The organism is Stenotrophomonas riyadhensis (assembly GCF_040256885.1).
Taxonomy (GTDB): domain Bacteria; phylum Pseudomonadota; class Gammaproteobacteria; order Xanthomonadales; family Xanthomonadaceae; genus Stenotrophomonas; species Stenotrophomonas riyadhensis.
This window is the reverse complement of sequence record NZ_CP155568.1, coordinates 2138214-2152553: the sequence shown is the minus strand read 5'-3', so window position 1 is coordinate 2152553 and position 14340 is coordinate 2138214. Positions and strand designations below refer to the sequence as shown.

The 14340-nt window shown below is 67.3% G+C and carries 11 protein-coding genes and 1 pseudogene; all 12 read left to right on the top strand.

The window, feature by feature from the left end; all coding sequences use genetic code 11:
- Nucleotides 1-50: 50 nt before the first annotated feature.
- A complete protein-coding gene (locus SriyCCGPB3_RS10125; protein WP_049444851.1) occupies nucleotides 51-791 on the top strand; it encodes a flagellar motor protein in 741 nt (246 codons plus the stop codon).
- A gap of 1 nt (nucleotide 792) precedes the next feature.
- Entirely contained in the window at nucleotides 793-1809 is a 1017-nt protein-coding gene (gene motD / locus SriyCCGPB3_RS10120; protein WP_110712209.1) for a flagellar motor protein MotD, read from the top strand.
- 4 nt (nucleotides 1810-1813) lie between these two features.
- Nucleotides 1814-2596, top strand: a complete 783-nt coding sequence (locus tag SriyCCGPB3_RS10115; protein WP_094001345.1) for a ParA family protein — start codon at nucleotides 1814-1816, stop codon at nucleotides 2594-2596.
- A complete protein-coding gene (locus SriyCCGPB3_RS10110; protein WP_350260252.1) occupies nucleotides 2593-3819 on the top strand; it encodes a chemotaxis protein CheW in 1227 nt (408 codons plus the stop codon). Before SriyCCGPB3_RS10115 ends, SriyCCGPB3_RS10110 begins: the two co-directional genes overlap by 4 nt.
- Before the next feature lie 297 nt (nucleotides 3820-4116).
- A complete protein-coding gene (locus tag SriyCCGPB3_RS10105) occupies nucleotides 4117-4425 on the top strand; it encodes an STAS domain-containing protein (protein WP_350260251.1) in 309 nt (102 codons plus the stop codon).
- Nucleotides 4422-4787 (top strand): response regulator, encoded by a 366-nt coding sequence (locus tag SriyCCGPB3_RS10100; protein ID WP_005409521.1) that lies wholly within the window; start codon nucleotides 4422-4424, stop codon nucleotides 4785-4787. Before SriyCCGPB3_RS10105 ends, SriyCCGPB3_RS10100 begins: the two co-directional genes overlap by 4 nt.
- 45 nt (nucleotides 4788-4832) lie before the next feature.
- On the top strand, nucleotides 4833-6824 hold the full coding sequence (locus SriyCCGPB3_RS10095) for a chemotaxis protein CheA (RefSeq protein ID WP_180847599.1): 1992 nt from the start codon (nucleotides 4833-4835) through the stop codon (nucleotides 6822-6824).
- Between the two features lie 392 nt (nucleotides 6825-7216).
- Nucleotides 7217-9466 carry a methyl-accepting chemotaxis protein gene (locus SriyCCGPB3_RS10090; RefSeq protein WP_350260250.1) on the top strand — a complete coding sequence of 750 codons (2250 nt, stop codon included), beginning with the start codon at nucleotides 7217-7219 and terminating at the stop codon, nucleotides 9464-9466.
- 157 nt (nucleotides 9467-9623) lie between these two features.
- Entirely contained in the window at nucleotides 9624-10397 is a 774-nt protein-coding gene (locus SriyCCGPB3_RS10085; protein WP_350260249.1) for a flagellar brake protein, read from the top strand.
- 260 nt (nucleotides 10398-10657) lie between these two features.
- Complete coding sequence (locus tag SriyCCGPB3_RS10080) at nucleotides 10658-11149, top strand: chemotaxis protein CheW (protein WP_110712204.1); 492 nt, start codon at nucleotides 10658-10660, stop codon at nucleotides 11147-11149.
- A 136-nt stretch (nucleotides 11150-11285) separates the two neighbouring features.
- Nucleotides 11286-11669 (top strand): hypothetical protein, encoded by a 384-nt coding sequence (locus SriyCCGPB3_RS10075; RefSeq protein ID WP_110712203.1) that lies wholly within the window; start codon nucleotides 11286-11288, stop codon nucleotides 11667-11669.
- A gap of 101 nt (nucleotides 11670-11770) precedes the next feature.
- Nucleotides 11771-13985, top strand: a pseudogene (locus SriyCCGPB3_RS10070) (methyl-accepting chemotaxis protein); the annotation flags it as partial.
- Nucleotides 13986-14340: the final 355 nt, after the last annotated feature.

Here is a 14340-nt window from a genome sequence, read left to right as displayed (position 1 = left end):
AGCCCGTACCGGTGTCTCAAGTCCCATTCATACAAGCCGATACCGGATCCATGGATAGACTCAGCCTCATTGGACTCTTTCTCGCCCTGGCCTCGCTGGTCGGTGGCAGCATCCTCAAGGGCGCCGGCCTGGCGTCGTTGTGGTCGCCTGCGGCGTTCGTGATCGTCATCGTCGGCACCATCGCCGCGATCCTGCTGCATACCTCGCCGGCGGTGTTCAAGCATGCGTTCAAGATCGTGCGCTGGGTCGTGCGCCCGCCGCACAGCGATCGCCGCGAACTGATCCAGCAGATCGTCGAGTGGAGCAACATCGCCCGCCGCCAGGGCCTGCTGGGCCTGGAATCGCAGGTGGAAGCACAGCAGGACCCGTTCCTGCGCAAGGGCCTGCAGCTGCTGGTGGACGGCGTCGAACCCGAATCGATGCGGCACATGCTGGAAATCGAACTGGGCAGCCAGGAACACCAGGACCAGGCCGGTGCCAAGGTCTTCGAAGCGATGGGCATCTATGCGCCAACGCTGGGCATCATCGGTGCCGTGCTCGGCCTGATCGCGGTGATGAAGAACCTGGCCGATCCGAGCAAGCTCGGCCACGGCATCGCCGCAGCGTTCACCGCCACCATCTACGGCATCGCCTCGGCCAATCTGCTGTTCCTGCCGATCTCGGCCAAGCTCAAGAGTGTGATCTCGCACAACACCCGCGACCGCGAAATGGTCATCGAAGGCCTGATCTCGATCGCCCAGGGCGAGAACCCGCGCAACATCGAAACCAACCTCTCCGGCTTCCTGCACTGACATGGCCCGCCGCAAGCACCACGAAGAGCACGCCAACCACGAAGCATGGGCGATCCCCTATGCCGACCTGATGACGCTGCTGCTCGCCTTCTTCGTGGTCATGTATGCGATTTCCTCGGTGAACGAGGGCAAGTACCGGATCATGGCCGACGCGCTCACCGATGCCTTCGGTGGCGCACCGCGCACGATCAATCCGGTGCAGGTCGGCAACAAGCAGGTGCAGGGCGGTGGCTGGGACAGCCCGTCGGTGATCAAATCCGGTACCAAGATCGGCCCGTCCGCGCCGGCACCGTCGCACGACCCGACCCTGCTGCCGTCGATGGCCTCGCAGATGCGCATGCCTGTTTCGGTGCACAACCAGGAGCAGATCGCGCGCGCCGAGCGCCAGCTCAACAGCATCGCCGACCGCCTCACCGCCGCACTGGCGCCGCTGATCGACCGCGGCATGATCAGCGTGCGCCGCACCGAACTGTGGATCGAAGTCGAGATCAACAGCGACATCCTGTTCCCCACCGGCTCGGCGGCGCTGGACGTACATGCGCGGCAGACCCTGGCCAGCCTGGCCGAGGTCCTGCGCGACGTACCCAACAGCGTGCGCGTGGAAGGCCACACCGACAACGTGCCGATCGCCACTGCCACGTTCCCGTCGAACTGGGAGCTGTCAGCCGGGCGCGCGGCCAGCGTGGTGCACCTGTTCGCCGACCAGGGCGTGCAGCCGTCACGGCTGGCCATGGTCGGCTACGGCCAGTTCCGCCCGCGCGAAGAGAACGACAGCGCGCAGGGCCGCAACCGCAACCGCCGGGTGATGGTCATCATCCTGGCTGACACCTCGCATTCGGTGGATCCGCTGGGCCAGCGCCTGAACGCTGCCACCGGCGCCGCCGACAGCACCAGCACCGAGCAGGCCGCCGCAACGCCGGCCAGCACCGCCACCTCCCCCATCGCACCGGTGACGTTGCCGCCGGTGCCGGCTGGCAGCCGTGTCGGCGCCGCCGTTCCCCCGGCAATGAAGGAGTAATCCGATGCGCATCTGGGCAGTCGCCAACCAGAAGGGCGGAGTCGGCAAGACCACCACCACCCTCGCCCTCGGCCGCGGCCTGGCCGCACTTGGCCATCGCGTACTGCTGATCGATCTCGATCCGCATGCCTCGCTCAGCCGCGCGTTCGGCGTGCCGGTGGATCCGCCGCCGGCCGGCGTACTGGAACTGTTCGGCGCCCCGCCCGCAGACCTCGCCAGCCTGTGCCATGCCAGCAGCATCCATGGCCTGGACTACGTCTGTGCGCAGTCGGCGCTGGCCACGCTGGAGCGCCGCAGCGCCAACCAGCCTGGCCTTGGCCTGGCCCTGCAGAACGCGCTGGCACGCCACCAGGGCCAGCACGACTACATCCTGCTGGACTGTGCGCCGACCCTGGGCCTGCTGATGATCAACGCACTGGCCGCGGCCGACCGCCTGATCATCCCCACCCAGGCCGAGCCGCTGGCACTGCATGGGCTCGATGGCATGGTCCGCACCGGCGAGATGGTCGAGCGCTCGCGCCGCCGTCCGCTGCCGATATCGATCCTGCCGACCCTGTTCGACCGCCGCACGCGCGCAGGCAACGAGTCGCTGCGCACGATGCAGGATCGTCACGGCAGCCGCGTGTGGGAAGACGCGATTCCGATCGATACCCGCATCAGCAACGCGGCGGGCCTGACCCTGCCGAGCGTCGGCGAGGACTACCCGGGCCGCGGCCTGGCCGCCTATCGCCGCGCCCTGAACTGGATCCTCGGCGAGGACGCCCGTGCCCTGGAGCAGGCCGCATGAACAGCACCGGCGTACTGGACGACTATCTGGACGAACTGCTGGGCGAAGCGATCGCCCCGGCGGCCGTCGTGCTGCCAACGCCGGACAGCCCCGCCCCGGCTTCGGCCAGCGCATCGGAACCGGAGCGCGAACCGACCTGGGATGACCTGCCGGCCGAGGTGATCTACGAAACCGAGACCGTCGCCGCTGCGCCTGCCGTCGACAACGCCACGCTCGAAGCCGCCTTCGAGGCCGCCGCAACGGCCGAGCGCGAGCCCACCTGGGACGATCTGCCCGCCGAAGTGATCTACGAAACGGGGACTGCTTCTGCTGCCACGGCAGAGGACGACGCAGCACTGGAGGCCGCCTTCGAGGCCGCCGCAATGCCTGTCGCCGCCCTCGAGCGCGAACCGACCTGGGATGACCTGCCTGACGAGGTGATCCACGAGACGGCCCCTGCGCCCGCCACCGCCCAGGCAGGCCCGGAACCCACCTGGGACGATCTGCCCGACGAAGTGATCTACGAGACCGATACGGCCGACAGCCATCGACTCGCCCACACCGACAGTCCCGGCCTGCAGGCAGCGTTCGAAGCCGCTGCCGGTGGCGAGGACGTTGCCACGCCGCCACCTGCCGTGGTCGCAGCACCGGTTGCAGCGCAGGCGCAACGCCCTGCCCCGGCCGCACGCGCGGCCGCCGCGCCGCCGCCGCGCGTGGCCGTGGATGCCCCCGCCAGCAGCCGTCCCAGCAACTGGCAGGAACTGCAGGCCCAGGCCCACCAGCCGGCCCGCAGCCCACACCCGCAGAACCGCCGTGCCGGCGAGCGCACCTCGCGCTGGCTGCGCCTGCGCTGCGGCACCCAGGCCTATGCACTGGAACTGCTGAAAGTGCAGGAAGTGGTGCTGCCAGTGCCGCTGCTGCCCTTGCGCGGCACTGCGCCGGCCATGCTGGGCATCATGAACCTGCGTGGCCAGGTGGTACCGGTGATGGACCTCGGCCTGCACCTGGGCGCCGCCCCCGCCGAGGACGATTCGCAGACCCGAATCGTGGTGCTGGAAGAAGACGGCGAAACCATCGGCCTGCGCGTGTCGGCAGTGGAAGACGTTGCCAACCTCACCGACTCGCAGATCGAGCCGCCCGATACCGCACGCATCTGCCAGATCTCCAACGATCTGTTCCGTGGCGTGGCCCGGGTCAGCCAGCGGCCAATGATCCTGCTGGATGCCACCCGGCTGTTGAACTGAGCGGGAAAAGGGGACGGAGGGGATTAAGTCGCAATCGACCAGGCTCTCCCGCAGCCACCCTCGGCAACGGCGACCACGCAGTGGGGACGTAAGGTGTTGATCCAACGGATCAACTCCTTGCGTCCCCGACAGGCACCGCATCGGCGCAAAGCGCCGAGCCAGTTGCGACTTAATCCCCTCCGTCCCCTTTTGGATGGCGTCCCCGAAGAACACCGCATCGACGCGCCGCGTCGATTCTTCTAAAGAACCCCGCCGGGGTGCCGTTATGGATCACGGAACCGTTTGTCCGGAGCAACGATGAGCACTGTCGAACTGGGTGAGGATCTCGGCATCGAGAGCAGCACCGAGCTCAAGAACCGCCTCGCCCCGCTGGTGGCGCAGGCAGGCGAGCTGACCCTGGATGCCAGCCAGGTCACCCGCATCCACACGGCCGCCGTGCAGGTGCTGTGTGCGTTCGTGCAGGCCCGCCGCGAGGCAGGCCTGGGCACCGGCTTCCACGGTTGCACCGCAACCTTCCGTGACGCCGCGCGCCTGCTGGGCGTCACCCAGGCCCTGGGCCTGGACGTAACCCATGACAACCTGAAATCTGTGGAGAACGCTGCATGAGCGCACGTATCTTGGTGGTGGACGATTCGGCGTCGATGCGCCAGATGGTTTCCTTCGCCCTCACCTCGGCCGGTTTTGCCGTCGAAGAAGCTGAAGACGGCGCGGTCGCGCTCGGTCGCGCCAAGGGCCAGCGCTTCAATGCGGTGGTCACCGACGTCAACATGCCGAACATGGACGGCATCGCGCTGATCCGCGAACTGCGCCAGCTGCCGGACTACAAGTTCACGCCGCTGCTGATGCTGACCACCGAATCGGCTGCCGACAAGAAGTCCGAAGGCAAGGCCGCCGGTGCCACCGGCTGGCTGGTCAAGCCGTTCAATCCGGAACAGCTGGTCGCCACCGTGCAGAAAGTGCTGGGCTGACCGCCCGCCACCGCTCCCCCTCTTCGCTTCCGGACCACCACTGCCATGAGCATGGACCTGCAACGCTTCCACGCCACCTTCTTCGAGGAGAGCCGCGAAGGCCTCGACGCGATGGAGGCTGGCCTGCTGGCCCTGGAATCGGGGCAGCAGGACGCGGAGATCATCAATTCGGTGTTCCGCGCCGCCCACTCGATCAAGGGCGGCGCCGGCACCTTCGGCTTCGATGCGATCGCCGGCCTGACCCATGTGCTGGAAACGCTGCTCGATGAGCTGCGTGCCGGCAAGCGGGCGCTGGAAGGCCACGCCGTCGACGCCATGCTGTCCTCGGTGGACGTGCTGCGCGCCCTGCTGCGCGAAGCCGAACACGGCCAGGCCGCCGATCCCGCCGCAGTTGCTGCGGTGAAGGCGCGCCTGGAGGCGGTTCTTTCCGGTCAGGCCGCAGCGAGCGCCCCGGCGGCCGCCGCAGCCAAGGTGGACGATACGCCGGAAGCCTGGCAGATCGGCTTCACCCCGGCGCCATCGCTGTTCATGAGCGGCAACGACCCGCTGCGCATCATCCGCGAACTTGAGCACCTGGGTTCGCTGCAGGTTGCCGCGCGCATGGACCGCCTGCCGGGCTTCGCCCAGCTCGATCCGCTCGAAGCCCACCTGGCGTGGGACCTGGGCCTGGTCGGCAAGGTGCCGCGCAGCAAGATCGAAGACACCTTTGCCTGGGTGCTGGACGACTGCGAACTGGACATCCGTCCCGCCGCGCCGCCGAGCCTGGCCACCCAGGCACCGGTTGCAGCAGCCCCTTCCACACCTCCTGCCGCAACATCCGCAGCACCCGCTGCAGCGACCGCCAGCGGCGGCGCTGCCCAGGAAGCCGAAACCTCGATCCGGGTCAGCGTCGACAAGGTCGATGCACTGATCAACCTGGTCGGCGAACTGGTCATCACCCAGGCCATGCTCAAGCAGGTCTCGCACGCACTGGACCCGGTCCACGCCGAGAGCCTGTTCGCCGGCCTGGACCAGCTTGAACGCAACACCCGCGACCTGCAGGAAGCAGTGATCGGCGTGCGCATGCTGCCGGTCGATGCGGTGTTCCGCCGCTTCCCGCGCCTGGTCCGCGACCTGTCCAGCCGCCTCGGCAAGCAGGTGCGCCTGCGTACCGTCGGCGAAGGCACCGAACTGGACAAGGGCCTGATCGAAAAGATCGCCGATCCGCTGGTGCACCTGGTGCGCAACTCGATCGACCACGGCCTGGAAATGCCCGACGTGCGTCGTGGTGCGGGCAAGGACGAAACCGGCACGATCACCCTGGCGGCCTCGCATCAGGGCGGCCACATCGTCATCGAAGTCAGCGACGACGGTCGCGGCCTGGACCGCGCCAAGATCCTGGCCAAAGCCCACGAACGCGGCCTGGCGGTGCCGGACAACCCGACCGATTCGCAGGTCTGGGACCTGATCTTCCAGCCGGGCTTCTCCACTGCGGATGCAGTCACCGATCTGTCCGGGCGTGGCGTCGGCATGGACGTGGTCCGCCGCAACATCCAGGCACTGGGTGGCGAGGTGCAGATCGAGAGCAGCCTCGGTGCTGGTACGCGCACGCTGATCCGCCTGCCGCTGACCCTGGCCATCCTCGATGGCATGACCGTGGCGGTGGCCGGCGAAACCCTGATCCTGCCACTGGCCTACGTGCTGGAAGCCCTGCAGCCGCAGGCCGAGGACATCCGCAGCATGGCCGGCGAAGGCCGCGTGCTGCGCGTGCGTGGCGAGTACCTGCCGATCCTGTCGCTGAGCGAGTACTACGGCTACGGCAACCGCGCACCGGGCAGCGAATCGCTGGTGGTGGTGGTGGAAGGCGATGGCCAGAAGATCGCACTGGAAGTGGACGAGCTGGTCGGCCAGCAGCAGGTGGTAGTGAAGAACATCGAGAACAACTACCGCCGCATCGGCGGAGTGTCCGGCGCCACCATCCTCGGCGATGGCCGCGTCGCGCTGATCGTCGACATCGGCGGACTGGTGCGCTCGCTGCGGATGCCGCAGGCCGCCTGATCCACGTTGCATGCGTGCACTGGACCGCCGCCCTTCGGGGCGGCGGTTTTTGTTTGCGTGCGCTCCAGCCATGTGTGGCTGGGGTCAGATCCCTTTTCTTTGAAAAGGGATCTGACCCCAATCCGCGCCCGAACCCATTCCGTGATCTCCGTCGCCGCGCTGGTTTCGTTCGCAACCACGCCACCGAAGCGCAAGCCTCGCCACTGCAGCACTTTCGCGCGGTCATCCCTACGCAACCGAATGTGATCTGCGTCCATAAAGTCCGCCCACAGCACGCCGCTATCTCGCTTTGACGGCCGTCACCGAACCCCCACCGGGCACCCCCGTTCGCTCTGCAACCACCCCCAGCCGACGCAACGACGCCGGCACCCTGCCCACCTGGAGCACCCTGCATGAAGTGGTTCCAAGATCTGCCCATCGCCCGCAAGCTGGCCGTGGGGTTCACCCTCACCACGTTGATGACCCTGGTCCTCGGCGCCTTCGCCCTGTTGCGCCTGAGCGAGGCCAACAATCAGCTGGGCGAGATGGCCAGCAACGATATTCCGTCGGTCCAGCATCTGGGCGAGGCACGCTCGCAGCTGGGCGAGTTCCGCACCTACGAACTGGCCCTGCTGAGCATGCTCGATCAGCCGGAGAAAGTTGCCGACTACAACAAGCGCATGGACGACACCGCCAAGGCCGTGCATGACGAACTGGCCGCGTACTCGGCGCTGCCGGCACTGGACAAGGAGCGCGAACTCTATCGCGCGGCCAACGTGCAGCTGGAACGCTACTTCGCCGCCAACAAGGCGATGCGCGAGGCCGTGGCTGCCGGCGATGGCGCCCTGGCGCAACAGATTTCCGACGAACAGTCGCGCCCGGCCCGTCGTGACCTGTTCGCCGCGATGAAGACCCTCGGCACCCACATCGCCGGCCTGATGGACGGCAAGATCGCCGCTGCCAATGCCACCCACCGCACCAGCATGATCGCCATCATCGGCTGCATCGTGCTGCTGTCGCTGGTGGCCGCCGCACTGGCAACGGTCATCTCGCGCGCCGTCACCGGCCCGCTGGGCAAGGCCGTGCATGCCATCCAGGCCGTTGCCCGTGGCGACCTCAGCGTCAGCACCCAGGCCACCAGCAAGGACGAAGCCGGCAAGATGCTGGCCGCCACCGCCGAGATGACCGCGATGCTGCGCCGCTTCTCCGAGCAGACCCAGCTGATGGCGCAGATGCATGCCGGACCGGACATCGGCCATCGCATTCCGGAAGACTTCCCGGGCGTGTATGGCCAGCTGGCCGGCGGCATCAATACCGTGATCTTCGAGCACCTCGATGCGATCCGTGATGCCATCGACGTGCTCAACCAGTACGCCATCGGCAACCTCGCCCCGGACGCCCGACGCCTGCCCGGCAGCCGCGCGATCCTGCACGAATCGATGGATGCGGCCAAGGCCAGCCTGCTGGCGATCAACACCCAGATCCAGCAGCTGGCCTCGGCCGCCGCGGCCGGCGACTTCAGCCAGCGCGGCGACGCTCAGCGCTTCCAGCATGATTTCAAGCTGATGATCGAGCACCTGAACACCATGATGCAGGTCGCCGATGGCAACCTGGGCCAGCTCTCGCAGCTGCTGCAGTCGATCGCCGCCGGCGACCTGACCACGCGCATGGATGGCCAGTTCAATGGCGTGTTCGCACGCATGCGTGACGACGCCAACACCACCGTCGCGCAGCTGACCCAGATCGTCGGCCAGATCCAGGCCAGCGCCTCCAGCATCACCCTGGCCGCCGGCGAGATCGCGTCGGGCAACAGCGACCTGTCGCGCCGCACCGAGCAGCAGGCCGCCAACCTGGAAGAAACCGCCGCCTCGATGGAGGAGCTGACCTCCACCGTGCGCCAGAACGCCGAGCATGCCCGCCAGGCCAACCAGCTCGCCATCGGCGCGCATGGCGTCGCCTCGCAGGGCGGTGAAGTCGTCGGCCAGGTGGTCACCACCATGTCGGCCATCGAAGCCTCGTCGAAGAAGATCGCCGAGATCATCAGCGTCATCGACGGCATCGCCTTCCAGACCAACATCCTGGCGCTGAACGCGGCGGTGGAAGCCGCGCGTGCCGGTGAACAGGGTCGCGGCTTCGCCGTGGTCGCCAGCGAAGTGCGTACCCTCGCCCAGCGCTCGGCTGCGGCCGCCAAAGAGATCAAGGGCCTGATCGATGATTCGGTCGGCAAGGTCGCCGAAGGTTCCAGCCTGGTGCACCAGGCCGGCAGCACCATGGGCGAGATCGTCGCCTCGGTGCAGCGCGTCACCGACATCATGGCCGAGATTTCCGCCGCCTCGCAGGAGCAGTCGGCCGGCATCGAGCAGGTCAACCAGACCGTGGTGCAGATGGACGAAACCACCCAGCAGAATGCGGCACTGGTGGAAGAAGCCACCGCCGCCGCGCGTGCGATGGAAGACCAGGCGGTGCAGCTGGGTGAAGCCGTGGCCCGCTTCCGGCTGGCATCTCAGGGAACGACGGCCATCCCGGCACGCCCGCTGGCGGCACCGGTACCGCGCCAGGTCGCGGCCGCCGCACCTGCGGCAAAGCCGGCTCCCGCGCGCCCGCTGCGCAGCTCGGCGGCACAGCCGGCACTGGCCGCGGACGGCGACTGGCAGGAGTTCTGATCTACCGGGGTCGGATCCCTCTTCTGCGGAAGAGGGATCCGATCCCGCACGCATGGAAAGTGATGTAATTCTCACTTCATAATCCGGGGCAGAGGCCGATATCCCCATCGAGCCTCGCGCCAACGCGTGCTGGCGCCCGCCCCTGACCGTAGATTCCATGTCCGACGGCAACGACACTGCAGTGCATGATGTCCACGCGGCTGATGCCGCCGACGAACGTTTCCTGGTCCGCAACCCGCGCCAGCTGCGGCAGTTGCTGCGCTCGCTGATCGACCAGCGATCACTGATCAATGCGCATATCGACGGTCGCGACCGCTCGTTCCCGACCGCATTGCTCGATCTCGATGAGGACGAGGACACTCTGCTGCTCGATGGCAGCCCGCAGGAGGCGTCCAACCGCGCCGCCGAACAGGCTGACCACCTGCTGTGCTTTGCCCAGCTCGAGCGCGTGCTGGTGCGGTTCCGCCTGCACGAACTGCAACGCGTGGACAACGACGGTCACGTCGCCTTCCGCGCCCCGTTGCCGGACGAACTGGTGCACCTGCAGCGCCGCGAGCTGTACCGGTTGGAGACCCCGGTCACCGACTCGCCGCAGCTGCTGCTGCCACCCGGCGAAGCACGTGCCGAAGCGCTGTCGATGCGGGTGGTGGACATCAGCGGTGGCGGCCTGGCCGTGGTGGTCCCCAATGACTGTGCGGTGTTCGGCCTGCAGAAGCGTTATCCGGCACAGCTGTCGCTGCCCGACGGCCCCGACCTGGACATCGAGCTGGTCGTCTGCAATCTACTGCCGCAGCGCCAGCCCAACGGCATCGAAGTCAAGCGCGTGGGCATGCGCTTCGAAACCCTGCCGCGCGGCGCCGACAGCGCCATCCAGCGCTACATCTTCCGCATCGACCGGCAGCGCAAGGCACGCCGCAACGGCGAGCTCTGAGACGGTCCAACCGGTAGTGCCGGCCGCTGGCCGGCAACCCTGGAACGTATACCGGGGTCAGATCCCCTTTCCCTGAAAAGGGATCTGACCCCCATCCCCGACAACGTGGAGACGGCCGCTGCCGGCCAGCGGCCGGCACTACCGCTTCCCGTGTAGATCCACGCCATGCGTGGATGCCTTCCCCGGGCACCTAAAGTCCCCCACCGAGGGGCCGATATCGAGCCTGACACCGGGACTTCCGGCAGAACCAGGACCCCTCGATGAACGACAAGACCAGCTCCGCCGCCAGCGCCGGTGGCGAATTCCTCAGCTTCACCCTCGGTGCCGAGCACTACGGGGTGGACATCCTCAAGGTCCAGGAAATCCGCGGCTATGACGCGGTGACCCGCGTGCCGGATGCCCCGGACTACATCAAGGGCGTGATCAACCTGCGCGGCACCATCGTGCCGGTCATCGACCTGCGCCTGAAGCTGCGCCTGGACAACGCCCGCTATGACGCCTTCACCGTGATGATCGTACTGAACGTGGAAGACCGCGTGGTCGGTATCGTCGTCGACAGCGTCTCGGACGTGATCCCGCTGTCGGCAGAGCAGATCCGCCCGACCCCGGAATTCGGCGCCGCCGTCGATACCCGCTTCATCTCCGGCATCGGTACCCACGACGACCGCATGCTGATCCTGCTGGACATCGAAACCCTGCTCGACAGCGCCGACATGGGCCAGACCGCCCTTGCCGAAGACGCTGCCGCCTGATCCAGCGGACCTGCTTCACGTTCTGGTCACAAAACCCTTCAGTTCCCCTTCGCGATGCCGATAGGGGGACAGAAGCCGGTCGCGCAGGAGCGCGCAGGACCGGAACGACCATCACCATCCCCGGAGATACATCTCGATGAAGTCCCTGCTTGCGTTCGTCTCGGCCGCTGTCCTGGCTACCACTGCTTCCGCCGCGTTCGCGCAGTCGGCCGACATGATCCCGCCGGAACTGGCACCGCGCTCGGTCGGCAAGGACGGCATGGTCTGCGGCAAGGTCGAGAAGGCCCGCTACGCAGAAGGTTCCGAAGGCCAGCCGACCTTCCTGTACATGGGCGGCGCCTTCCCGCGCCACACCTTCTCGGCCCGTATCGCTGGCGAGAACCGCGGCAAGTTCGCCTTCCCGCTGGAAACCCTGGAAGGCAAGACCGTGTGCGTGATCGGCAAGATCCAGCGCGACGCCTCGCGTGCGGAAATCGAAGTCAGCTCGCCGGCTGGCCTGAAGCTGGCCAACATCAAGTAATCCGCTGTCCGTCGAACCACGCCGGACTTCGCGCCGGCGTGGTTTCTGCTGCAACCGGGCCCGATGCCCGGGCGCGTCTGCCTTAGGAGCTCGCAACGCCCATGCCGTGGATCAACAACCTGAAACTGATGCCGAAGCTGCTGCTGACCTTCGGTGTCCTCCTGCTGGTGATGCTGCTGCAGGGCATCGTCGCCTATCGCGGCCTGCACTCGCTGAACAATGTCACCACCGAGTTGGCCGGTTCACGCATGGAGAGCATCCGCATGGCGGGCGAAATGCGCGGCATGCTCGGTGAGTACCGCAACGCCGCGTACCAGCAGCTGATCCGCGCCAGCGACGACGTCAAGGCCGACGCACGCAAGCAGACCGTTGAACTGCGGGAGAGCATGGACAAGTCGATCAAGGGCTACCCGGCACTGGTCGACAATGCACAGCAGAAGAAGCTGTTCGACACCTTCGCCAAGGAATGGAAGGACGCCCTGGCCTCCTATGACAGCGTCACCGAGATGCTGGAACTGGACCTGCCGGACGACGCCATCGATACCTTCGTCGGCGAGACCCGCACCAAGCACCGCAAGGCCGCTTCGGCGCTGGAAGCGTTGATCGCCGAAGACAACCGCCTCGCCCGCGCCTCGCGCGAAGAGGCCGAATCCACCTACTCCGCCTCGGCCGTGCTGACCGTGATCGCCCTGCTGGGCGGCGCCGCACTCGGCCTGGTGCTGGTGTGGCTGTTTGCCCGTGCCCTGGTCGGCAGCGTGCGCGGCGCCGTCTCGGTTGCCAACGATGTGGCCGGCGGCAAGCTCGATGGCCACATCGACGTCAGCCGCCAGGACGAAGTGGGCGAACTGATGCAGGCGATGCAGCGCATGCAGCGCGACCTGCGCGAGCGCATCGAGACCGACCAGGCCGTCGCCCGCGAGAACCTGCGCATCCGTACCGCGCTGGATTACAGCTCGACCGGCGTGTACCTGACCGACACCAGCAACACCATCGTCTACAGCAACCGCGCCCTGCAGCAGACCCTGAGCCAGTACCAGGACGAAGTCCGCCGCGACCTGCCGGACTTCGATGCGCAGGCTTCGCTGATCGGCAAGCCGGTCACCGTACTCGAGCACCGCGGCGAGATGGACCAGACCCTGCTGGGCAACCTGAAGGCACACGGCGTCGCCCGTCGCCCGATGCAATACGGCGATGCCCAGTTCGCCCAGGTGGTCTCGACCATCCGCAATGAAGGCGGCGACACCGTCGGCTACGTGGTGGAATGGCGCGACCGCACCCAGGAAGCGCAGGTCGAAGCCGAAGTGGCCCGCGTGATCGCCCAGGCCGCCGCTGGCGACCTGTCCGGCCGCATCGATGCCACCGACAAGGAAGGCTTCTTCCTGCAGCTGGCCCAGCAGATCAACGGCCTGCTGGACGCCAACGCCGGCAGCATCGAACAGATCTCCGGGCTGCTTGCCGCACTGTCGCAGGGTGACCTGACCGTGCGCATGCACGGCGACTACCAGGGTGTGTTCGCCCGCATGCGCGACGACGCCAACGCGACCGCCGCGCAGCTGAGCGAGATCGTCACCCGCATCAAGCAGTCCAGTCGTGCGATCAGCTCGGCCGCCGGCGAGATCGCATCGGGCAACAGCGACCTGTCGCGCCGCACCGAGCAGCAGGCCGCCAACCTGGAAGAAACCGCCGCCTCGATGGAGGAGCTGACCTCCACCGTGCGCCAGAACGCCGAACATGCCCGCCAGGCCAACCAGCTCGCCATCGGCGCGCATGGCGTCGCCTCGCAGGGCGGTGAAGTCGTCGGCCAGGTGGTCACCACCATGTCGGCCATCGAAGCCTCGTCGAAGAAGATCGCCGAGATCATCAGCGTCATCGACGGCATCGCCTTCCAGACCAACATCCTGGCGCTGAACGCCGCAGTGGAAGCCGCCCGTGCCGGTGAACAGGGCCGCGGCTTCGCCGTGGTCGCTAGCGAAGTGCGTACCCTCGCCCAGCGCTCGGCCGCGGCCGCCAAGGAGATCAAGGGCCTGATCGACGACTCCGTCGGCAAGGTCAACGACGGCTCGGCGCTGGTGCACAAGGCCGGTGCGACCATGGGCGAGATCGTCGCCTCGGTGCAGCGCGTGACCGACATCATGGCCGAGATCTCCGCCGCCTCGCAGGAACAGAGTGCTGGCATCGAGCAGGTCAACCAGACCGTGGTGCAGATGGACGAAACCACCCAGCAGAATGCTGCACTGGTGGAAGAAGCCACCGCCGCCGCACGTGCGATGGAAGAACAGGCCGGCCACCTCAGCGAAGCGGTGTCGATCTTCGTGGTGGACGAAGCCGAGACCGTGGTTGCCCCGCGCATCACCGCTGCCCCGGCCCCGCGTGCTGCCGCACCGGCCGCACCGGCCCCGATCGCCCCGCCGGCCCGCCGCACCGCCGGTGGTCGCCCGATGGCCACCGAACTGGCCGACGGAGACTGGCAGGAGTTCTGATGCCTGCCTGACCTGGTGTACGAGAACACCCTGGCCCTGCGCCGGGGCGTTTTCGTTTACGGGGTATCTGGATATCCAGCCAACGGCGATGCCCCTCGGGGTGGTCGCGGTAGGCGCGTGGCTACTGAGGGTTGCCCGGGAGGGTGGGCTGCGCAGGGGCCGCCGTGAATACGTCCTTGTAGGCTCGGGCG